The 21,908-nt window shown below is 39.1% G+C and carries 15 protein-coding genes; 5 read left to right on the top strand and 10 right to left on the bottom strand.

The genetic code is table 11. The features are described from left to right. Positions 1–2 precede the first annotated feature (2 nt). The 7 genes from L4F92_RS06515 to L4F92_RS06485 form a co-directional block, all read right to left on the bottom strand. The gene (locus tag L4F92_RS06515) at positions 3–800 is read right to left on the bottom strand and encodes a 4Fe-4S cluster-binding domain-containing protein (RefSeq protein ID WP_250363117.1); all 798 of its coding nucleotides are present in this window, start codon (positions 798–800) and stop codon (positions 3–5) included. Continuing rightward, positions 800–2,344 carry a YjjI family glycine radical enzyme gene (locus tag L4F92_RS06510; protein WP_250363116.1) on the bottom strand — a complete coding sequence of 515 codons (1,545 nt, stop codon included), beginning with the start codon at positions 2,342–2,344 and terminating at the stop codon, positions 800–802. The genes L4F92_RS06515 and L4F92_RS06510 overlap by 1 nt, the downstream gene beginning before the upstream one ends. Positions 2,345–2,686: 342 nt before the next feature. Next, positions 2,687–4,936 (bottom strand): DNA topoisomerase IV subunit A, encoded by a 2,250-nt coding sequence (parC, locus tag L4F92_RS06505; protein WP_250363115.1) that lies wholly within the window; start codon positions 4,934–4,936, stop codon positions 2,687–2,689. A gap of 60 nt (positions 4,937–4,996) precedes the next feature. Then, complete coding sequence (gene nirK / locus L4F92_RS06500; RefSeq protein ID WP_250364568.1) at positions 4,997–6,025, bottom strand: copper-containing nitrite reductase; 1,029 nt, start codon at positions 6,023–6,025, stop codon at positions 4,997–4,999. Between the two features lie 333 nt (positions 6,026–6,358). Then, positions 6,359–8,260 (bottom strand): DNA topoisomerase IV subunit B, encoded by a 1,902-nt coding sequence (gene parE / locus L4F92_RS06495; RefSeq protein ID WP_250363114.1) that lies wholly within the window; start codon positions 8,258–8,260, stop codon positions 6,359–6,361. A gap of 90 nt (positions 8,261–8,350) precedes the next feature. Next, entirely contained in the window at positions 8,351–10,993 is a 2,643-nt protein-coding gene (locus L4F92_RS06490) for a PqiB family protein (protein WP_250363113.1), read from the bottom strand. Beyond that, positions 10,971–12,230, bottom strand: coding sequence for a paraquat-inducible protein A (locus tag L4F92_RS06485; protein ID WP_250350124.1), 1,260 nt, complete (start codon positions 12,228–12,230; stop codon positions 10,971–10,973). Before L4F92_RS06485 ends, L4F92_RS06490 begins: the two co-directional genes overlap by 23 nt. Before the next feature lie 220 nt (positions 12,231–12,450). Here L4F92_RS06485 and proQ point away from each other — a divergent pair, with 220 nt between their 5' ends. From proQ to L4F92_RS06460, 5 genes are all read left to right on the top strand, one after another. Further along, positions 12,451–13,053, top strand: a complete 603-nt coding sequence (gene proQ / locus L4F92_RS06480; RefSeq protein ID WP_250363112.1) for an RNA chaperone ProQ — start codon at positions 12,451–12,453, stop codon at positions 13,051–13,053. 68 nt (positions 13,054–13,121) lie between these two features. Further along, the gene (gene prc / locus L4F92_RS06475; protein WP_250363111.1) at positions 13,122–15,179 is read left to right on the top strand and encodes a carboxy terminal-processing peptidase; all 2,058 of its coding nucleotides are present in this window, start codon (positions 13,122–13,124) and stop codon (positions 15,177–15,179) included. Between the two features lie 66 nt (positions 15,180–15,245). Next, positions 15,246–16,745, top strand: a complete 1,500-nt coding sequence (locus L4F92_RS06470) for a L,D-transpeptidase family protein (RefSeq protein ID WP_250363110.1) — start codon at positions 15,246–15,248, stop codon at positions 16,743–16,745. A 116-nt stretch (positions 16,746–16,861) separates the two neighbouring features. Next, positions 16,862–17,422 carry a YcbK family protein gene (locus L4F92_RS06465; protein WP_250350129.1) on the top strand — a complete coding sequence of 187 codons (561 nt, stop codon included), beginning with the start codon at positions 16,862–16,864 and terminating at the stop codon, positions 17,420–17,422. Positions 17,423–17,505: 83 nt separating this feature from the next. Next, positions 17,506–18,144 carry an MBL fold metallo-hydrolase gene (locus L4F92_RS06460; protein ID WP_250363109.1) on the top strand — a complete coding sequence of 213 codons (639 nt, stop codon included), beginning with the start codon at positions 17,506–17,508 and terminating at the stop codon, positions 18,142–18,144. Between the two features lie 56 nt (positions 18,145–18,200). On the opposite strand, the gene L4F92_RS06455 is transcribed toward L4F92_RS06460, so the two are convergent. From L4F92_RS06455 to L4F92_RS06445, 3 genes are all read right to left on the bottom strand, one after another. Beyond that, positions 18,201–19,619 (bottom strand): surface lipoprotein assembly modifier, encoded by a 1,419-nt coding sequence (locus L4F92_RS06455; protein ID WP_250363108.1) that lies wholly within the window; start codon positions 19,617–19,619, stop codon positions 18,201–18,203. A gap of 55 nt (positions 19,620–19,674) precedes the next feature. Further along, positions 19,675–21,141 carry a transferrin-binding protein-like solute binding protein gene (locus L4F92_RS06450; RefSeq protein WP_250363107.1) on the bottom strand — a complete coding sequence of 489 codons (1,467 nt, stop codon included), beginning with the start codon at positions 21,139–21,141 and terminating at the stop codon, positions 19,675–19,677. Between the two features lie 267 nt (positions 21,142–21,408). Beyond that, a complete protein-coding gene (locus L4F92_RS06445) occupies positions 21,409–21,834 on the bottom strand; it encodes a universal stress protein (protein WP_250363106.1) in 426 nt (141 codons plus the stop codon). Positions 21,835–21,908 lie beyond the last annotated feature (74 nt).

Below are 21,908 nucleotides of genomic sequence, written 5' to 3'. Positions count from 1 at the left end.
ATTTAGATAATCGTAGTCATTTTTTGTATGCCGCATTGTTTGGCAAATTCTGCCAGTGCCTCGGTTTCTTCTATCGTAGGAATAAAAGGGGTTAAACCAGCCTCGTCTCTTGCGCCTTTGCTATGCACGCGAATGATTTTGAATAATACATCGGGATAATCTCGCAATAGCTGTGCTGCTTTTTCCACTAAGCGATAGGCATCAAAAAAATCTTTGATAAAAACCAACCGCACTTCTTCAATTTTTGAGTGCGGTAATAATTTGGCAAGATTTTGCCAATTTCGGGTGAGATTTTCTGTTTTGATATGTTGCGTTGTGGGGATAATTTGATTTGGCACCTTGCCTTGCTGATTTCGCCGTTCAAAGCAGAGTGTTTGCAATCCTAAGCCATCACCTTTTAGGTCAAAGAGAAATTTATCCGTTACGGCAATTAAGGCTTGGGTGCTGTCATAATCAAAGAAGCCACTACTATCAAGATAACAGGTTAGACCTTGTTGGCGTAAAGCCTGAAATAAGGGAATCAATTTTTTATGATGAATGGTGGGTTCCCCGCCAGAAACGGTAACCCCACGAATAAAAGGCACTGCATCCATTACTTGATCATACAAATATTGCAAGCTAACTAATTTCACTTCAGTGTTCTTTCTTGGAATTGTTTCAGGGTTGTGGCAATAAAGGCAATTTAATTTACACCCTTGTAAAAAAATACTGGTGCGATTACCTTGCCCCTCTACATTGGAAAAGGGAATGATCCGATGTAGAGGCACATAGATAGTTGATAGGGTAGCATGTGTAACCATTATGAATTCGATGTTACGTTTTCTTCATCACGTAATTGGCGATCAAAGACATTCGCACAATCGTCTGTTCCTGCACCATACCAAGTGGTGTCGCGTAATACTGCTTCGCCTTTGCGATAGCGTTCAACCTCACTTTTCTTCACTAAGTAGCCCGTTACGCGAATGAGATCGGTATTTTTCAGATAAGTTGTAATATAACGATAGCCTAGTGCAAATGCTCCTTCGATGATATCGACAACCGCATCTAAATGATCGGTATAGGTTTGATCGAATGCAAAAAGATCACCTGTTCCCGATGGGAAATATTTATGGAATGGGGCAGATTGTTTTAAATGCGCAAGCAAAGTAGGCTCTTCACCCACGCGAATACGGTGTGCTGGGGTATTCATTTTGTCTTCTTCGTGATTGCTTGCCCCGACTTGTGCGTGTAGTAAATAATGCTGATGAGTACGTTCCACATAAAGCCCTTTATGAGCATTATTCACTGCTTGTAATTTATCCATAATTAATGTGGCAATTTCATCACCACGTTGGCTTTGCCCAAAGGTTTCATTGATACCTTCTTGTTGTAAAAGATGGTTCACTGCATCGGCTAGTCCAACAATCGCAATCATACTCGTGAAGTTTTCACGTTTGATAAATTCTTCTTGTGCCAAGAAGCTACTTTCAAAGAAATTGCTTTCTTCGATCAAGAATTTATGCCGTTTATCCATTGTGGAAAGGGCGAGTTTTGCTACTTTAGGTAACAATTCGTTCACCATTTCATCTACACTTGAACAAGCACGCCCAATCGTGCCTAATCTCAAGCGAGTGAGTGTATAAGCACCACCACATTCAGGCAGTGCATTATAACAACTTGCGATACCATATTGTTCACCTAGATCTTCAATGTAGTAAGCGTCATTGGCAAAAGACGGTTTTGAGACTAATAAACAGGCTTTCGCTGCAAGTTCTGCAAATTCACGAGAGGTTTTTTGTTTGTCATAGCGAATCGTCATATTCGGCGTGGTGTTTTCTAACTCAATGACAGCCTGTAAAATTAAACGCCCCGCTTTAGTATCATAAGGACCAATATTGGCGTGGCAGAATGAATCCGCAATAGTTTTATCAATATGGTTTAAGAAACGTTTAATTTTAATATAATCTTGTTTTTCATCAGTAATGAATGGCTCGAGCAACGTATCTAAACGGCCAATATAAACAGGGTAAGTGGTAATAGAAGGAACGTGGGAATAGAGAATAAGCAATCCATCTAGCACTTCATCAAGATCTTTGGGTGGAGGTAAGTCAAGGAATTTACAGCCTTTTTGAATATACACATTATAATCAGGCAAAATATAACGCGGACGATAAATAGCATAACCCTCACATAAATCACAAATCATATGATTTTGAATGTATTCCCATTCTTCTTCGGTGTAACCTAATAAATCAATGGGGTTAAATAATCGCTCAGCAATATTGCCTAAGCTCATTAATTTTTGATGATAAGTGAGGTTTTTCGCTTTAACCACATCGAGAATATCTTGTAGTGAGGCTTGCATGGGTTGCTCCTTGTATAAAATTTATGCTCAGTTGGCAATCATTCTACCTAAGGAAAGGACGCATTACCGTGATTTAGATCACAGACTTGAGGAATAATGTAGATAGTTAAAAATAGCGTTATTTCAAATAAAAATAAGGCGGTGTGGACAGCCCCTTATGTACCATTTGTACAGCGTGGTCGCTGTTGCCTTGTCTTATTTTCATTTTAAACGACTAGAAAAGAGCTGAACAAAAAATAGGTTCAGCTCTGAATAGCGGATCGCGTGATGTTGAAATAACATTGCATTGGCTTGATTTGCCGTAGGCTGTGCGTTAGTTACTCAAATATAAATAATGATAGCTTATTGATTTGGCTCAAGCACTTCAATTTCTGCATTGCTGTGCAATCCTCTTGGAAGTTGGCTTCCTTTGCGTCCACGTTCAGCACGGAAACGTTGTAAATCTTCCGCTTTAAGGGTGATTTTACGTTTGCCTGAGTGGAAGACCAAGTTAGCTTGCTCAGAAATGAGTAATAATCGCACCAATAATTCAGAACGATCTTTCGCATTTGTCGCAGGAATAGAAATAATTTTGTTGCCTTTTCCTTTGGATAATTCAGGTAAATCTTGCACAGGGAAAATCAACATTCGTCCTGCTGAAGTTAATGCAACGAGTAGTTGTTGATGTGCCTGTAAGGTTAAAGGTGGTAGTACTTGCGCGTTTTCAGGAAGTGAAATTAATGCCTTCCCTGCTTTATTTCGAGCCACTAAATCACTAAATTGACAAATAAATCCATAACCCGCATCAGAAGCCATTAAGAGTTTTTGATCCTCATTTTCCATTAATACTTGGCAAACGCTTGCACCTGCGGGTAAGGTCAGTTTACCTGTTAGCGGTTCGCCTTGTGAGCGTGCAGAAGGTAAAGACAGCGGATCAAGCGCATAGCTACGTCCTGTGCTATCAAGAAATACAACAGGCTGATTACTTTTCCCATAAGCGTGAGCAAGGTAGCTATCACCTGCTTTATAGCTGAGGTTCTGGGCGTCAATATCGTGTCCTTTTGCACAACGCACCCAACCCATTTGCGATAAAATTACCGTAACAGGTTCGGCTGGGATCATTTCATTTTCTGCAATGGCTTTGGCTTCAGCACGCTCTATAATGGGTGAAAGGCGAGGGCTGGCAAAGGTTTTGGCATCTTGTTGAATTTCTTTTTTAATTAATGTATTTAAGCGACGTTCTGAAGCTAAAATCTGTTCTAAATTCAACCGCTCTTGCGCTAATTTATCCTGTTCAGCTTGTAGTTCGTGTTCTTCCAATTTGGCTAATTGGCGTAAGCGTAAATTTAAAATGGCTTCGGCTTGTTCATCAGTTAAATCAAAACGAGCCATCAGTTCTTGTTTCGGCTTATCTTCATTACGGATAATGGCAATCACCTCATCAATATTTAAAAAGGCAATCATCAAACCTTGTAAAATATGTAAGCGATTTAGCACTTTATCTAAACGATGTTGTAAGCGTTTTGTGACGGTGCTACGACGGAAACTGAGCCATTCAGTAAGAATTTGTAACAGATTTTTGACAGCAGGTTTGTTGTCCAAGCCAATCATATTCATATTAACACGATAGCTTTTTTCCAAATCGGTTGTGGCAAAAAGGTGATCCATTAAGACATCACAATCTACTCGATTAGAACGCGGAACAAGCACGATTCGAATTGGGTTATTATGATCGGCTTCATCACGAATATCTTCAACCATAGGCAATTTTTTAGCGGTCATTTGCTCGGCAATTTGGCTAATGATTTTCGATGGAGAGGCTTGATGTGGTAACGCTGTGATGACAATCTCACCGTCTTCTTTTTTCCACACGGCACGCATTTTAATTGAGCCACGCCCTTGCTCATAAATTTTTCGGATATCTGCTTTGCTGGAAATAATTTCCGCTTCCGTTGGATAATCAGGACCTTGTAATACGGTCATTATTTCATCTAAATCCGCGTTGGGATTATCAAGTAGCATTATTGCGGCTTCGGCAACTTCATTCAGATTATGTGGTGGAATATCGGTTGCCATTCCCACCGCAATGCCTGTTGTGCCATTGAGCAAAATATGCGGTAAACGTGCGGGTAAATACTGTGGTTCTTCTAATGTTCCATCAAAATTGGGTTGAAATTCCACTGTCCCTTGTCCAAGTTCACCTAACAGGATTTCAGAAATTTTAGACAGACGTGATTCGGTATAACGCATCGCTGCGAACGATTTCGGATCATCGGGCGCGCCCCAGTTTCCTTGCCCATCGACGAGCGGGTAACGATAAGAAAAAGGTTGTGCCATCAGCACCATTGCTTCATAACAAGCGGTATCGCCGTGCGGATGGAATTTACCTAATACGTCCCCGACAGTACGTGCAGATTTTTTATATTTCGCGCTGGCATTGAGTCCCAATTCCGACATCGCATACACAATACGGCGTTGCACAGGTTTTAATCCATCACCAATAAAGGGCAATGCACGATCCATAATCACATACATTGAATAATTTAAATAGGCACTTTCGGTGAAGTTTTGCAGTGGCATTTGCTCAATGCCTTCGTAATTAATTTCTGCCATAACGTTGTTTTTCTCTTATATTCGTTAAAATTAAAGTGCGGTGTAATTTTGGGTTATTTTTTAATGTTTAAATCCAGTGGAAACATCCGCATCGGGGTTACGCTCGTGATAAGGTTCGTCTTTTAATTTTCCACTGAAAATTTGTGGATTTTCCTCTCCACTGACTATTAATACCCCTTTTGCCCCTTTTTCTGTACGGAAAATGGAATGATCCACGAAAGGATAGAGGCCGGGTACGGGAATCGTCGTTTCCGCCATCATTGCGCCACCAGCAGGAATCAAGGTGGTTTGCACATTGTGATTTTGTAATGAACCGCCTTCCACATACACGGTATCAAAAGGTTTACCAATCAAATGAAAGGAAGAAACCTTATTAGGGCCGGCGTTACCTACATAAAAACGTAGTTTTTCGCCCACTTTTGCTTTTAAGGCGTTATCCCCAAGCATCGAACCGTAATGTCCGTTAAAGACCACATAATCAGGGAGTTCATAGCTTGCTTTTTGCATACTAAAAACCTGTAAGCCCGCTTCGCCAAATTCCCCTTGCGTATAAAATTCGTTTTGGACAATATAAAATTCTTTATCGACAGGGGGTAAACCAGCTTTAGGCTCAACGAGCATTAAACCAAACATTCCTTTACCAATGTGTGTTGGCGCGCCCGGCATTGCTGCGCAGTGATAAAGATAAAGCCCGGGCGATAGCACTTTGAACTGATAAATGCTGGTATGTCCCGGTGCCGTGTTGCTTGCTAATGCGGTGCCTTCAGGAGCAGCCGAAGAATGAAAATCAATGCTATGTGGTAGTTTGGCATTGATTGGGTTGGATAAATGCACTTCCACCGTATCGCCCTCACGCACACGGATAAAAGGGGCGGGGGTTGAGCCATTATAGGTCCAATATTTGAATTGAACCTTAGGCATAATTTCCATAATTTTTTCTAACGCTTCTAGTTTTACCACCACCCGTGCTGGGTAATCGCGTGTAATTGGGGCGGGGACATTCGGTGCGGTAGTGAGTTCTGCTTCAATTACAGGTAATGAGGTGGAATTTTGCTTTTGCTCTGCGGATAAAGGGGCATTTTGCTTAATACTGTTCTTTAAAGTTTGAGTAAAATCAAGCAAAGATTCTTGTACCACATTTTGTACTGTGGTGGTTAAATTTTCAGCTGAATTTTCTACCGCACTTTGCATATTTTTTGCCACTTCTTGCATTGCCTGTTGCAACTGCGTAAGGGAATGCTGTAATTGTGCGTTTTGTGCTGTGCTTGTGGCATCATCTGCATTTTTTTCTGCCTGTTGTGCTTGCTTGATTGATGAAGATGTGCTTGCCGTATTGATTTCATTGGCGGCAAATGCAAAGGGAATATTGGTAAAAAGTGCGGTGCATAATAATGCAGAAATGGTTTTTTTCATCGCGATTCCTTATACGCTAAGATCAACTTGATCACCTTTGGATTGTAGCCAGCTTTTGCGATCTTCTGCGCGTTTTTTAGCTAACAACATATCCATTAATTCAAAGGTTTCTGTTTGGTTTTGCTCATTCTCTTGATCAAAGGTGAGCTGTACTAAGCGACGTGTATTGGGATCCATTGTGGTTTCCCGCAACTGGCTTGGGTTCATTTCCCCTAACCCTTTAAAACGTTGTACATTGATTTTCCCTTTCTTATTTTTGAGGCGATCTAAAATCCCTTCTTTTTCCCCTTCATCAAGGGCGTAATAAACTTCATTACCGATGTCAATGCGATAAAGCGGTGGCATTGCCACATAAACGTGGCCTTCTGCCACCAGTTTCGGGAAATGGCGTAAGAACAGGGCGCAGAGTAGGGTAGCAATATGCAAGCCGTCAGAATCCGCATCGGCTAGAATACAAACCTTGCCATAACGTAACTGAGAAAGATCGCTATTGTCTGGATCAATTCCCAATGCCACAGCAATATCGTGGACTTCTTGCGAACCAAGAACTTGATCGGCGGAGACTTCCCAAGTATTTAGAATTTTCCCTCTAAGCGGTAGAATGGCTTGATATTCACGATCTCGCGCTTGTTTTGCTGAACCGCCAGCAGAGTCTCCTTCAACTAAGAATAATTCAGTTAAGGCTAAATCTTGTGAGCTACAATCTGCTAATTTCCCCGGAAGGGCTGGACCGCTCACTTGTTTTTTGCGCACCACTTTTTTTGCTGCTCGTAACCGCCGTTCAGCAGAGCTAATCGCCATTTTGGCCAGTTCTTCCGCTTCTTGTACATTTTGGTTGAGCCATAAACTAAACGCATCTTTTACCACACCGCTGACGAAAACGGCACTTTGACGGGAAGATAGACGTTCTTTCGTTTGTCCTGCAAATTGCGGATCTTGCATTTTGATAGAAAGCACATAAGCACAGCGATCCCAAATATCATCGGCGGTAAGTTTAAGCCCTCTTGGTAATAAATTGCGAAATTCGCAAAATTCACGCATTGCATCGAGCAACCCTTGGCGTAAGCCATTAACGTGCGTTCCGCCTTGAATGGTGGGAATTAAGTTTACATAACTTTCACCTAATAAATCACCGCCTTCAGGTAACCAGATTAATGCCCAACTTGCGGTTTCTTTTTCTGTTTCAAAATTTCCAACAAAAGGCGAGGCGGGGAGTGTGGTATAGCCTTCTACGTTTTCTGTTAAGTAATCGGATAAACCGTCTTGATACAGCCAAACATCTTCTGTGCCGTTTATTTTATCAATAAAGCGAATTTCTAATCCCGAACAGAGAACCGCTTTGGCACGTAATAAATGGCGTAAACGGCTAACAGAGAAGTTACTGCTATCAAAATATTTTGGGTTAGGCTTGAAATGCACAGTCGTGCCAGTTGTACGGCGTCCACAAGTGCCAATTACCTCTAATTCTTGGACTTTTACACCATTTTCAAAGGCGATTTTATAGACCTGTCCGTTACGTTTAATTTGAATATCCACACGGTCAGAAAGTGCATTCACCACAGAAATTCCCACGCCGTGCAAACCGCCAGAGAAGGTATAGTTTTTATTAGAGAACTTTCCTCCCGCGTGCAATTTAGTAAGGATTACTTCAACACCAGAAACCCCTTCGCTAGGGTGAATATCCACCGGCATTCCACGTCCATTATCAATCACTTCAAGGGATTGGTCTTTATGTAAAATCACTTCGATTTTTGTGGCATAGCCAGCAAGTGCTTCATCAACACTATTATCAATGACTTCTTGCCCTAAGTGGTTTGGGCGAGTGGTATCCGTGTACATTCCGGGACGCAGTTGAACGGGCTCGAGATCTTTTAAAACGGTAATTTCATTGGCGGAATAATTCGTTGTCATTGGGTTTTCCGTAATTTAATAATAAAAATTGCTAAAAGTTTAGCAAAAAAACCAACTGATACAAAAGTGCGGTTGGTTTTTTTGCTTTTTTTATTCGTTACCTAAAACGCCTAAATTCCAGTTTATTGCCTCTTTAGGGCGTTTTTCTTGTAATAAGAAATGTTGGTTAGCTTTTGCTTGGGGTTGCACCACCGTGCCTGATGGGGTAGAGAATGCAATGCCACCTTTTAACAATTGTTGCATTGATCCTGTATTAATAGATAGCCCAGTGAAACCTAATTCCATACCATAGCCTGAGGCGATCCAAAACTCAGAATTTTGACGCACGAGAGATTTATGCTTATTGGCAATGACAATATGCACTAATACTCGATCACCAATGGAATTCAATTCCAAATTGCGAATTGTACCCACTTCAACCCCTCGATACATAACAGGTGAACCCACGGTGATATTCATTGCATCTTTGGTTTCTAAAATTAATGGGAAACCATCACCATATTTATTGGTTGTTGGCACGGATTGTGTTAAACGAAATTGATTGCGTATTTTTCCGCTACCCGCTTCGACATCAATATAAGGTTGTAATAAACTGTCTAAATTTTCAATGCCACCGGCGGAAATTTGTGGTGAAATGAGACGGAATTTACTGTTTTCTTTCGCAATCATTGCCATATATTGGGGATTAATCAATGCGGTGGCAATGATTTTGCGATCTGCGGAAAGCTCGATGTGATCCACTTCACCAATGGTTAAGCCCATATAACGTAATGGCATTCCTTTGCTTAGATTTGTGGCATCACTTGCAGTGAGCTTAATGATTTGTCCAGCAGATTTGGCACGCATTTCATTTGGGTAAAGAATTTTATTCCCTGAACCGCTGTTATCAAAGCTAATTGCTCCTTTTAGAGTGCGTGCAATAGGCGTTGCTTGGATACTGATTCCTTTTGGCGTAATGTCCACCTGCGCAGCACTTTCCACCCAGAATAGGCTTTTATTGGTCAGTAGATCACGATTTTTAGGATAAATGAAGACATCGACATCAAAATGATCTTTTTTCGGATGAATGGCCAGAATTTTACCCACTTCATATTGGCGATAAAGCACAAGAGAGCCTTTATCAATACTCGGTAGTTGTGAGGTGGTTAAGGTAATCGTTGGGGTGAGATCATTGCTCACAATCCCCGCTTCTGCATTGCTGAGATCACGGTATAAAGGGAAACTTTCAGGCAATTTTCCAGATTGATGACCCGCAACAATACGAATGCCACCTTGAAGCCATTTTTCTGGCGTAGCTGCTTGCATTTTTATCCCATCAGCACCAAGGCTCACTTCAAAATTCGAGGCAGCAATAAACAGCGTATCTGGGTGGATTAAATGGCGGTATTTACTTGCAATAGCAATGTTAAAATGCACATTATCTTGTTCGATAGATTGGCTCACAATTTCACCGATGGCAAAATTATTATAATAAATTTGTTGCCCTTCACTAATATTATAGGTTTCTGGTGCGGTTAAGGTTAGCACCAGCGTATCAGGTTGTTTAAGTAAAAGCTCATTCTCTTTGATGACATTAAATTGCGTCTGTTTTTCACCGCTACCACTGACGACATCAAAATATTCGCCCCGTAATAATTTTTGCGGATCTGAGAGTTCATTTAAGCTAAATTTTGTGTTGCGTAATACTATTTCGGTGTTAGTTTTGAATAAATTTTCAGCACTAGGATCAATAAGTAATTTGCCCTGTAAAATTTTCTCATTATTTTCCACCGCACTTAACTCAGAAAGTAAACCGATTTGTGCATCTTGTGAATATACAGCGGTTTTACCTGCTTTTAATCCCGCTATATTTGGCATAGTGATATTAATTTCAATGCCACGTTTGGCTGCTTGTAAGTTGGCATATAATCGGTAACTGGTATTATTTTCCGCTTGAGGACTATTTTGTGGGGAATCAAATGCCACCGCACCTTGAACAACCGCGTTCAAACTATCTACCTTGACATTAATGCCAGACATACCAATATTGGCGTTAATCCCACTGATGTTCCAGAAATGGCTGTCTTTTTTTACAAATTGCGTATAAGGCTTATCGATCACAACATCAATTTCAATTTTCTTTTGATCTTTTGTGAAACGGTAATCATAAATTTTCCCTACGGGCATTTTTTTGAAATAGACAGAGGCGCCAATAGAGATCGAGCCTAAGTCATCAGCAAGTAAATGAATAAGCAAATCGCCTTCAGTAACTTGAGCTATCGGCCCTTCATCTTCTGCCACAAATTCATCTTCTGATTCACCATCACCGGGTTGTAGAGTTATGTAGTTGCCAGAAACCAGCGCATCAATACCTGAAATACCGGCTAAAGAAGCACTTGGGCGAACTAACCAAAATTTGGTGTTTTGGCGTAAGACCGTTTTAGCTTCGGGGTAGATACTTGCAGCGACTTCGACTTTTTTCAGATCATCTGTGAAATTCACCTTTTTTACCACCCCGATCTGCAAGCCTTGATAGCGAATTTGCGTTTTCCCTGCGACTAAACCATCGCCATTATCAAAGGTAATTTTGATACTAATCCCTTGTTCTTGTATTATTTGAAAGAACAAAATCGCTCCAATACATAAGGCAATAAACGGCAACAGCCAAAAAGGTGAAATCCGTTTATTTTTATGAATAGTGGCTTGTACCTGTTGATAATTTTCTTCAATACTATTTTTGTTTTTTTCTGTCATAAATCTTCCAAAGTAAACGACTGTCAAACTGTGAAGCTGAAATCATTGTTAAAAATACGGCTGCACCAAAATAGAACGCAGCAGGACCAACGGAAAAATTAATAATCTGTCCACGAGCAACAAGGGACATCATCAAGGCGAGTACGAATAAATCTAACATCGACCAACGTCCAACAAAATGCACGAGATGAAACAGACGCATTTGCCATTTTATAGATTGGTGAATATTGAAATGTACACAAATTAAGAGATAAAGCAAAATAAAAACTTTACTGATTGGGATAAAAATACTGGCTGAAAAGACAACGAACGCCACAAAGTAACTGCCCATTTCAATAAACGTCATTACCCCAGACATCAAGGTATCCGCACTTGGTGCGCCATTGACATAAACCACCGACATAGGCAATAAATTAGCAGGGAAAAGCATAATAATCCCCGCAATTAAGGTTGCCCACGTGCGTTGCAACCTAATATTTGCAGAAACTTCCGTGATGGTGAGGCAACGCGGGCAACGCTTACGATGTTTGCTATCTTGATAAGGTTCGGTAAAAGTATAATGACATTCCAAACACACGCAAGGTGGTTTCTTGGGCATTGCTGTTAAAAATCTGTCTTGTGGATAAAAATCATTCCATAATGCATTAAGATTGAGCTTAATAAAGAGCAGAGTAGTTAAAAGTGCGGTGAAAATAAAGGCAATTAAATAAATATCAAGACTAAGCGTGGCGTATTCTCGCACTTTAAACATTGTTACTCCTAAGGCAACCAAATACACATCAAACATCACCCAAGGTTTAATGTATCCCAACGCAAGCAAAATATTACGCGGCTTAATGCCGAATATTTGTGAAAGACGGAGTAAAATAACCAAAATCGCAAAAGAAATGGGCATAAATACGGCACAAAGAAAAATTAAAAATGCCGTATATGGATAGCCTTCCGTTGCCATTTTCCATACCCCTTGCCATATTGATGCCTCTACCCGTGTACCCAGTAAATCAATACTCAATAAAGGATAGTTCAAGGCAAAAGGCATTAAAATTAACATAGATAGCGCAATCATTGAGCAACGATGTAAACTCCAACGGCTGCCCGAATATAGCACTTCATCACAGCGAGGACATTCTGCATATTCGCTTGCTTTCAATGTTGGCACAGACACCGTGGCATCGCAATGAGAGCAACGTGCAATATGCTGTTTGGCGTAATCTGTGCTGTTTAACGGTTTAGTCATTAAATACGATAAGTGAAAATAAAATCGCTATTTTATATGGATTTAAATGGTTTTCAAAGTGCGGTGATTTTTTACGGAAAATTTATGCAAAAAGTACCGCACTTTGTTTTTTATTGAAGTATCAGGTAAAACTCGATCAAAAAATTGCCATTTTCTTCTAATTTAAGCTAGAATAGCGCAGATTTTTTTATTCAAAATTAGTGGTATGTGAGATTACACAATGACAGAAGTGCAGAAATTAACAAATAACAAAGAAATTATTGCTTACCTTGCGGAAAAGTTTCCGCGCTGTTTTTTCCTTGAAGGTGAGGCAAGACCGTTGAAAATCGGGATTTTCCAAGATTTAGCCGAAGCCCTTGCTGATGATGAAAAAGTGAGCAAAACCCAATTGCGTCAAGCATTGCGTTTATATACAGCAGGTTGGCGTTATTTATATGCTTGTAAAGAGGGGGCTGAACGCGTTGATTTGCAAGGTAATCCTGCAGGCGTATTAGAAAAAGAACACGCAGAACACGCCGCACAAAAATTAGCGGAAAGCAAAGCAAAAGTAGCGGAAAAACGTGCTGCGGAACGTGCGGCAAACCCAAAAAACAATAAAAAGCCAGCTCGTCCGAATAGTAACAAAGCGAATGGCAAAAAAATGAATAGACCTAATTTAGTTGCAGTAGATCTTGCTACTTTAACGCAAGGGGCGACAGTAAAAGTCAAAGCAGGAAATAGCACAAAGCGTGCCGTGGTTTTAGAAGTGGTGAAAGACAATGTACGTGTTGAACTTGAAAATGGTTTAACAATCTCTGTCACCGCAGAGCGCTTATTTGCATAATTCTCTTTGTTTATTGAGTTAAGTAAAGAAGTCATCATTGTGATATTTACTTTGATTAGGACATTTGAATGAAATTTAATAAAAGAAAAGGCTACTTAGCCGGTTTGCTGCTAAGTGCCTTATTTGTTAATGCGGATCTTGCCGTTGCTGTTGCCCCTAAATTGAAGGCGGCAGATATTGTCATTCCAGAACCAACTGAAACGAACCAGTTGGTAACAAAGCGCGTTGCAACGCGTTTAACCCAATCTCATTATCGTAAGTTTCAGTTAGATGATGACTTTTCGCAAAAGATTTTTGATCGCTATTTAAAAAATTTAGATTTTAACCGTAATACGTTCTTGGCTTCAGATGTAGCAGAAATGCGCGCTAACTATGGCGATAAGCTAGACGATCAGCTTAACCAAGGTAAGCTAGATATGGCGTTTGCGATGTACGATCGAATGATGAAACGCCGTTATGAACGTTATAAATATGCCTTATCTCTTTTAGATAAAGAGCCAAATCTCAGCACAGATGATCAAATTGAGATTGAACGCAAGGATGCAGCTTGGCCAAAAACGGAAGAAGAGGCCAATGCACTTTGGGCGCAACGCGTTAAAAATGACATTATTAACTTGAAGCTCAAAGGCAAGAATTGGCGTGAAATCAAGAAAACCTTAACCAAGCGCTATGATTTAGCGATTCGCCGTTTAACACAAACGAAAGCTGATGATATTCTTCAAGTATATTTGAATGCCTTTGCGCGTGAAATTGATCCACATACCAGTTATCTTGCACCAAGAACGGCAAAAAGTTTTAATGAAAGTATGAATCTTTCTTTAGAAGGGATTGGGGCAACATTACAGTCGGAAGATGGCGACACGATTATAAAGTCCTTGGTCGCTGGTGCGCCAGCAGATCGCAGTAAAAAAATTAAGCCGGGAGATAAAATCGTAGGCGTTGGGCAGGCGAAAGGGGAAATTGAAGATGTTGTCGGTTGGCGTTTAGATGACGTGATTGATAAGATCAAAGGGAAAAAAGGCAGCAAAGTTCGTTTAGAAATTGAGCCAGAAAAAGGTGGCAAATCCCGTATTGTTACCCTTATTCGAGATAAAATTCGTTTAGAAGATCAAGCCGCCAAATTAACCGTTGAAAAGGTGGAAGGTAAGCAAATTGCCGTTATTAAAATTCCAAGTTTTTATCTGGGCTTAGCAGAAGATGTGAAAAAACTGCTTGTGGAAATGAAACAGAAAAATGCACAAGCATTGATCATTGATTTGCGTGAAAACGGTGGCGGTTCATTAAAAGAAGTGGTTGAATTGACTGGCTTATTTATTACCGATGGGCCAGTGGTTCAGGTGAGAGATGCTTATCAACGCATTCGTATTCACGAAGATCCAGATAATACGCAAGCGTATTCAGGGCCATTATTGGTGATGATTAATCGTTTTAGTGCCTCTGCGTCAGAAATTTTTGCCGCGGCAATGCAAGATTATAACCGAGCTATCATTATTGGGCAGAATACCTTTGGTAAAGGCACGGTTCAACAAAGTCGTCCATTGAATTTTGTGTTTGATTCTGAAGAAACGCCAATGGGACTTATTCAATACACCATTCAAAAATTCTACCGTATCAATGGTGGAAGCACTCAGTTGAAAGGGGTTGCGCCAGATATTACTTTCCCTTCAGTCATTGATTTGAAGGAATATGGTGAAGAAAAAGAGGACAATGCATTACCTTGGGATAAATTACCACCCGCTCCTTATTCAGAGGCAGGAAATGCAAGAAAAGCCGTTAATGCGTTAGAAGCCCCGCATATTGCTCGAATGGCAAAAGATCCTGAATTTATAGCCCTTAATGAAGATCTTAAAGTATTGGATGCACGCCGTGAGCGTAAATATTTATCATTGAATTTTGCAAAACGTAAAGCAGAAAATGATAAAGATGATGCAAAACGCTTGAAAGACCTCAATGCACGCTTTAAACGTGAAGGCAAAAAGCCATTGAAGAAACTGGATGATTTGCCGAAAGATTATGAAGCACCTGATTTCTACTTAAAAGAAGCAGAAAAAATGGCGGTGGATCTCATTAATTTTGATGAAAAACATCCTCTTTCGGAAAAAGAGGTTACGCCGAAAAATAACTAAATTTCTCACCGCACTTTTATAAGTGCGGTACTTTTTATTGTGATTTTTATATTTAAGGACTCTAGAATGTTAAAAACGACTTCATTTAAGTTAGCTACATGCGCGGCTTTATGGACGTCTTGTACTTATGTGGGAACAGCTATTGCGACAAACCCGGTTCCTGTTGTGAATGCTGGGCAATCTTCAATGCCTGTAACGGTAAAACTCACCAATGAACAGCTTTTACTTGAACGAAAAGCAATTGCTGAGAAAATTTCAGCAGAACGTAAAGCAGAAGAAGATCGTCTAAATGCAGAACAGCAACAGCGTTCAGAACAGCGTTTAACGGATATTATTGGCACACAACCGTTAATGTTTAAATCTGCCGTTGCCAAAATTTATACACAAAATGATTATATTTTGCTATGGGAAGATAAAAAAGCGGAGAAACAGTTTTTACGCGAGTATGCAGCATTAGTTGCGAGTGGCATTTCTCGTCAATCTGCACAGAATTTAGATCGTATTTACAATGCTGAAGGCAAAGATCGTTTGATCTATGATATTTTGCTGACTGACGCTTTCCTTGATTATCTTTATTATTCACAAAATGTCTTAAAATCTGCACAGAAATGGTTGTATTCTCCAACAGCGTATAAAAGTGCCGAACCGACTGATCAGGACATTTACCGTTGGTTAAGTGCGGTGAAAAATAATCAACATTTTGAATTTGTTGCGCAGCTTGCGGGGAAAAATAGCTTATATCGTCAAACTTTATACCAGCTAGAAGCGTTAATTTCTTCAGGAAAAATAGATCCTAATCAACGCTATAAATTGGCGATCAACACGCAGCGTTTAAGAATTTTGCCTGAGTTTAATAATGGACTTTTTGTAAATATTCCAAGTTATCAGCTTAATTATTATCGTAATGGTAAACTGGTGATGAATTCACGCGTTATCGTAGGTAAACAAGCACGTAAAACCCCTGTGATGTACAGCAAGTTAAGCAATGTTGTGGTCAATCCACCTTGGACACCCACAACGCGTTTAATTAATGAAGATCTTGTACCAAAAATCAAACGCGATCCGGGCTATGTGGCTCGTAATGGTTATACGATTACAGACGGTTCTGGGCGTATCATTGATCCGCATTCCATTAACTGGGAAGCAATGGGCAACAAATTCCCTTATCGTATTCGCCAAGCACCGGGGGATAGTGCATTAGGGAATTATAAATTTAATATGCCAAGTGCTGATGCGATTTATTTGCACGATACACCAAACCATAATTTATTTAACAAAAAAGATCGTGCCTTAAGTTCAGGCTGTATTCGCGTTGAACAATCTGATCAGTTAGCCAGTATTTTATTGAAAGAAGTCGGTTGGTCTGATGAGCGTAAGCGTAACGTGCTGGGTAGTAAGAAAACCACTTCTGCCAATGTCGGGTCAGACAATCCTGTTTATCTTTATTATGTAACGGCTTGGATGAATGGTGGGAAATTACATACCTTGCCAGATATTTATGGTTATGATGTTGTACCAAATCTAAACTATGTAAACTGGAATGCGGTAAAAAAATATTTGATGTAATTCCTGGCACATTGAAAAATGATTTTTATTAAATTTTTTTACTTTTTTATGAACTAATTAGAAAGTGCATAGTCAAAAAGTAAAGAATTGTAAATTTAGCGTAAAGAATTATTAATATGAGTGACATTAATCAGCAACGCCGTAAATGGCTTTCCCTTGGGGGGATTACTTTAGGTATCTCGTTATTACCAAACTCTGTATTAGCAATGGTATCAACAGCGAAACCACGCATTCTTAACTTTAGAAATATTAATACGGGTGATCGTTTCACAGGGGAATTTAGTCCGACAAAAGGGTTCTCTACGGCAAGTCTGAAAAAGTTGGATTACTTATTACGCGATAAACGTAATAATCAGATCCGTCGAATGGATCCTAAATTATTTAATAAGTTTTACCAAATTCAAAGTCATTTAGGTTTGCGCAATACAGAAATTCAGATCATTTGTGGCTATCGTTCGCCTGCGAGTAATGCTGCAATGCACCGAAGAAGTCGTGGTGTTGCAAGTAATAGCTACCATATTCGTGGACAAGCAATTGATTTTCGTATTGATGGTGTGCCATTAGCGCAGGTTAGAAAAGCCGCAGAAAGCCTTAATAATGGTGGTGTAGGGTATTATCCTAGAAGTAATTTCGTGCATATTGATACAGGGCCTGTTCGCACTTGGCGTGGAAGCTGATTTACACTATTTTTTATAGAAAACCGCAAGTAAGTTTGCGGTTTTCTTATTTCAATTTAAACAGTTTTAGTAAAGGAAATAAAATGAATATTGAAATTATCCCAGTTACCGCATTTCAACAAAATTGTTCAATTATTTGGGACGATGAAAAAAATGCCGCTATTATTGACCCAGGTGGCGAGGCAGAAAAGCTCATTAAACGCATTGAAGAATTAGGCTTAAATTTAAAATTAATTTTGCTCACTCACGGACATTTAGATCATATTAGTGCGGCAGAAAAGCTGAAAAATCACTTTAATGTAGAAATTTGGGGTTCGCACGAAGCGGATCGCTATTGGTTTGAAGGCTTACCACAACAGGCAGAACGCTTTGGAATGCTATTTGAAACCAATGCCTTTTTGCCTGATCGCTGGTTAAATGAAGAAGGGGAAGTCATCAAGGTGGGCGATTTTAATTTTGAAGTGTTACATTTACCGGGGCATACACCGGGGCATATCGGCTTTATTGAACATAACAAAAACATTGCATTTACTGGTGATGTACTCTTTCAAAACAGCATTGGACGCACAGATTTCCCCGGCGGCGATTATCAAACCTTGCTGAACTCAATTAAAGAAAAACTTTATCCGTTACCTGACGAAATGATCATCATTGCAGGCCACGGAAATTACACGACTATTGGCAAGGAAAAGAAAAGCAATCCGTTTTTGCAGGGAATGTAGCTTTATCAAAGCAAAAAATTTAGGCATTAAAGAATGCCTAAATTTTTGTATCAATATCAGAAACTCTTATCGAACAACAGATTAATATTTTTACTTTGGTAGGAATACAGGGAAGGAATATCACTTACTTGTTTCTTCCAACTTAATTGTAATTTAGGGGTAATTCCCCATAAATTCCAATCTCGCTTCCATAGCATTAATTGGGCTTGGTAAATTTTGTCAGAGCGTATTTTCCCTAAGGGCAATATGCCACCTAATTTGGCTTCCGCTTTGTATTGGCGTTTCGCAAAAGAAAAAGATAAGCGCGAAGAGATACCTTTTCCCCATTCTTGCCCCCAGCCTAAACGCAGCGTTTTTATGTCTGAATTATATTGACGAACCAGCGTCTTTTCACGATTAAAATCAATACCCGTATAAAAATATTGGCGAGCATTGCGCAGCCATAATGCTGTAATAGAAGCAAGCTGATTAAAACCATTTGAGCCGGGTTGTGAAAAATAACGTTGCTTACTATATTCAAGTGCCGTAGAAATCTGCCAATTTGAAGAAAGCCAACGAGAAAGTTCAGCGCGTAATCCCTGTTCCCATTGATAGCGGTGCTTCCCTACCCAGCGGCGACCATAAAAAGGCAAAATTTTCCAATTTTGCACCGCACTTTTATTCATATAGCCTAAATAAGTGCGGTTTAAAATATCGTTATAATCTTTATTATCCCAATAATATTTTCCCCATAATGTATTTTCAAAATAGGCATAATGATTGGAAAATAAATTATATTCTTTAGAAAGATTAAAGCGATAAGCGATACCGTGCGCAGATTGCGGTAACATTTCTTTTGATTTTATAAAACCTGTATTTTCTATTTCTTGAGTGCGAGATGTATTATTAACATTAGGATCACGCAAATAATTGAAACTCAAGTTACTTTGCCAGTCAGAATGTTGTTCAATTGCATTCAAATACTGGTCAAGTAAATGTGCAATAGTCGCTGGTAAATTTGGTTCAGCTTTGGCTTTCTCAAACTGTTCTTTGGCAGCAGTTAATTGCTGATCGGCAAATAGGGTTGTCGCAAGTTTAATTCTTACAGGGTTTAAATCAGGATTTATGGCAAGAATTTGACGAAAATAAGAAATAGCCGTTGCATAATGCTGTTGTAATTTTTCTGAAACGCCTTGAGCGAATAAAACTAAAATATCATCTTTTTGTTCAAATTGCTGATAAATAGGTAGCAAGGTTTCGATTGAAGCATTATTTTGTTGCAATATCGCTAAATTTAATAAATGTTCTGCCAGGTTTTTATCTTGTTTAATTTGTTCAATTGGTACTTTAATTTTTTCAGATTTTGTTGGCTGAATAAATGGCATTGATTTTACTGGCTTTTCAGGTTGCGCAACATATTGATGTTGTTCTGGCTGAAAAGTATTTTCGGCTAAAATAGGAAAAGGTAATAAGCTAATTAAAAATAGTTTTTTCATTGTGAGAAACTCGAAAATAAAGGAAAAGCCACTGTAAGCAGTGGCTTGATTGAGATTAACGTTCGCCAGCGAATACGGCGCTTATCGTTGGGTATGCTGAGTAGCTATGATTTCCGACCTGAACTTTTCCAGCTACTTGTGTTGCATCTTTACCCATAAATTTTCCTTGGTAGTAGCCTTCATATTTTATATTGATTAATCCAATATTATTTAAATAATCAGGGTCAGGTTGATTCATAGTAAAGTGTGCGTTGCCATTAAATTCTAAAATACCATTGTCTGCAGTAATCTTTGTATTTTCTAAATAAATATTTCTATCTTGTGTAGAATAAGTTATGTCATCATTAATACTAACTTTTCCATTGACTTGTTTATTAATAAAATCAGCCGTAAGAGTAAAAGTGCTTTCACTATTGCGGGAATTATCCAGAGTAATTAACGCTTTTCCGCTATATTTAGCCGTTCCTTGAACTCGTTGTAAATCTTCTAAGGCTGTCATTCGAGTTGGATTACCTCCATAAGCGATTTGATATAGCTCGCCATTTTTATAAGTAACGGAATAACCTGCGTCTTCTAAATTATAGTTATAATTTTTATAAACATTGAGTTCTGGTTGATAGTTAGTTGTATGATCTTGGATCATTTCTACATAACTCGTAATGTTTTCACTGCGAGTACCATCTGCCGTGATATTGCCATAAACCTTATTATTATCTTGTAGTGATGTATCACCATAATAATTAGGGCTGCCAGTTATAATGATACGTTTATCCACAAATCTTCCATTTTCTTCCTCCCGAGCTTTGCGTGCTTGTTCTTGCTGTTCAAGATCGGAGTTAGTCGCATAAGTGCCTTTAGTGAGTTGATTATATTGCGCTTCTAAATGTCGGTTTTTATCTTTGAGATGAGAAATTTCTTGTTCTTTTTCGTTGATTTTTTGTTCGGCTTCATTGCGTTCTTGTTCTAATTGATTACGGTGTTCATAAACATTTTGTAACTCCTTATTGGCTGATTCAAGGAGCATATTGGCATAGTCGGCATCAGCCTGAGCATTTTTCAATTGGTTTTGAGCTTCAGTCAGTTTTAGAGATAATTCTTGCAATCTATTTTGATCGATAACAGATCGCTCTTTCAGTTTATTTAGCGATTTTTCAGTCGCTTGTAACTCTTTTTCTAATTTTTCTTTCTGGCTATTGGCAAGGGAAAGTTGCTTTTCGGCTTGTTGCAGCTTTTCTTTGGCTAAGGTTTCTTGTTGAGAAAGTTGGTTAATTTTCTCATTTGTTTGACTAAATTTCTCTTTTTCCGCTTCTAGTTGTTTTTGTTTTTCTGAAATTTCATTAATTTGTTCCTGATGTTTCTTTATCGTTTGCTGTAAATTTTCAATGGTTTTTTCTTGAGTTGTTGGGGATTGGTCTTGTGCGGTATCTTCTGATGAACTTGAACCACCACTAGATGACCCACAAGCCACCGCGCCTAATGAAATTAATAATGCCAATGCCGTTGTTTTAAATTTAGGTTGCATAAAAAATTCCTCTATAAAAGATTGTTAAGTTAAATAAGGGAGTTTATTTTTAGGAAAAACAGGATTTTTTTCTAAAAAACAGCAAAACTTTCTTAGTTTAAAAAAAAAAAAAAAAAAACAAGAGGTTAGCGATCTTTTAGCAAAAAATTTGATCTTTATTAAGATTTAAGTAAAAAAGAAGAAAGGAAAAATTTGGCAAAAAACAACCGCACTTTTATAGAAAGAAAAAAAAGCGGAAATAACTCCGCTTTCTTGATTGAGTTGAGCTTATTTCAAAACCAAAATCGGTTTTTTGCCATAGCGTGCCACTTTTACCGTATTGCTACTTAAGCCTTTGGCGTTTGGTTTGCTGCTGGCGAGCATAATGATGAGATCCACTTCTTTTTCATCGGCGATGCGGTTGATTTCTTCATAAATCGTGCCGTGGGCGACAATATGTTGTACTTTTGAGCCTTCTGGGAAGTGGGCTTTGGTGAAATTGTGTAGGGTTTTGTTGGCTTCTTCAATGACAGATTTGTCAAAGTTTTTTGGTAAGAATGCAGAGATAAAACTGTCATCAATGGGTTCGATAATGGTAGCAACACGGTAAATCGCGTTAGGATTGTGGTTGGTGAGCTGAAGAGCGGTGTCCACCACATATTTTGCGCTTTTCAGATTGCTTAGATCAATGGCAATAAGCAGTTTGTTGTACATAATAAGATCCTTTTATTGGGTTGCGGTTTGTGCGTTTTATATTTTGCTAATTTCATAAAATTTTGACCGCACTT

The sequence above is a fragment of the Avibacterium sp. 21-595 genome, from assembly GCF_023611905.1.
Taxonomy (GTDB): Bacteria; Pseudomonadota; Gammaproteobacteria; order Enterobacterales; family Pasteurellaceae; genus Avibacterium.
This window is presented reverse-complemented; position numbering and strand designations above follow the sequence as displayed.

What these genes read in the sequence shown, in the direction of transcription:
- L4F92_RS06515 (WP_250363117.1), bottom strand. Translation starts at nt 800, where the DNA reads ATGGTTACACATGCTACCCTATCAACTATCTATGTGCCTCTACATCGG.
- L4F92_RS06510 (WP_250363116.1), bottom strand. Translation starts at nt 2,344, where the DNA reads ATGCAAGCCTCACTACAAGATATTCTCGATGTGGTTAAAGCGAAAAAC.
- parC (WP_250363115.1), bottom strand. Translation starts at nt 4,936, where the DNA reads ATGGCAGAAATTAATTACGAAGGCATTGAGCAAATGCCACTGCAAAAC.
- parE (WP_250363114.1), bottom strand. Translation starts at nt 8,260, where the DNA reads ATGACAACGAATTATTCCGCCAATGAAATTACCGTTTTAAAAGATCTC.
- L4F92_RS06490 (WP_250363113.1), bottom strand. Translation starts at nt 10,993, where the DNA reads ATGACAGAAAAAAACAAAAATAGTATTGAAGAAAATTATCAACAGGTA.
- L4F92_RS06485 (WP_250350124.1), bottom strand. Translation starts at nt 12,230, where the DNA reads ATGACTAAACCGTTAAACAGCACAGATTACGCCAAACAGCATATTGCA.
- proQ (WP_250363112.1), top strand. Translation starts at nt 12,451, where the DNA reads ATGACAGAAGTGCAGAAATTAACAAATAACAAAGAAATTATTGCTTAC.
- prc (WP_250363111.1), top strand. Translation starts at nt 13,122, where the DNA reads ATGAAATTTAATAAAAGAAAAGGCTACTTAGCCGGTTTGCTGCTAAGT.
- L4F92_RS06470 (WP_250363110.1), top strand. Translation starts at nt 15,246, where the DNA reads ATGTTAAAAACGACTTCATTTAAGTTAGCTACATGCGCGGCTTTATGG.
- L4F92_RS06465 (WP_250350129.1), top strand. Translation starts at nt 16,862, where the DNA reads ATGAGTGACATTAATCAGCAACGCCGTAAATGGCTTTCCCTTGGGGGG.
- L4F92_RS06460 (WP_250363109.1), top strand. Translation starts at nt 17,506, where the DNA reads ATGAATATTGAAATTATCCCAGTTACCGCATTTCAACAAAATTGTTCA.
- L4F92_RS06455 (WP_250363108.1), bottom strand. Translation starts at nt 19,619, where the DNA reads ATGAAAAAACTATTTTTAATTAGCTTATTACCTTTTCCTATTTTAGCC.
- L4F92_RS06450 (WP_250363107.1), bottom strand. Translation starts at nt 21,141, where the DNA reads ATGCAACCTAAATTTAAAACAACGGCATTGGCATTATTAATTTCATTA.
- L4F92_RS06445 (WP_250363106.1), bottom strand. Translation starts at nt 21,834, where the DNA reads ATGTACAACAAACTGCTTATTGCCATTGATCTAAGCAATCTGAAAAGC.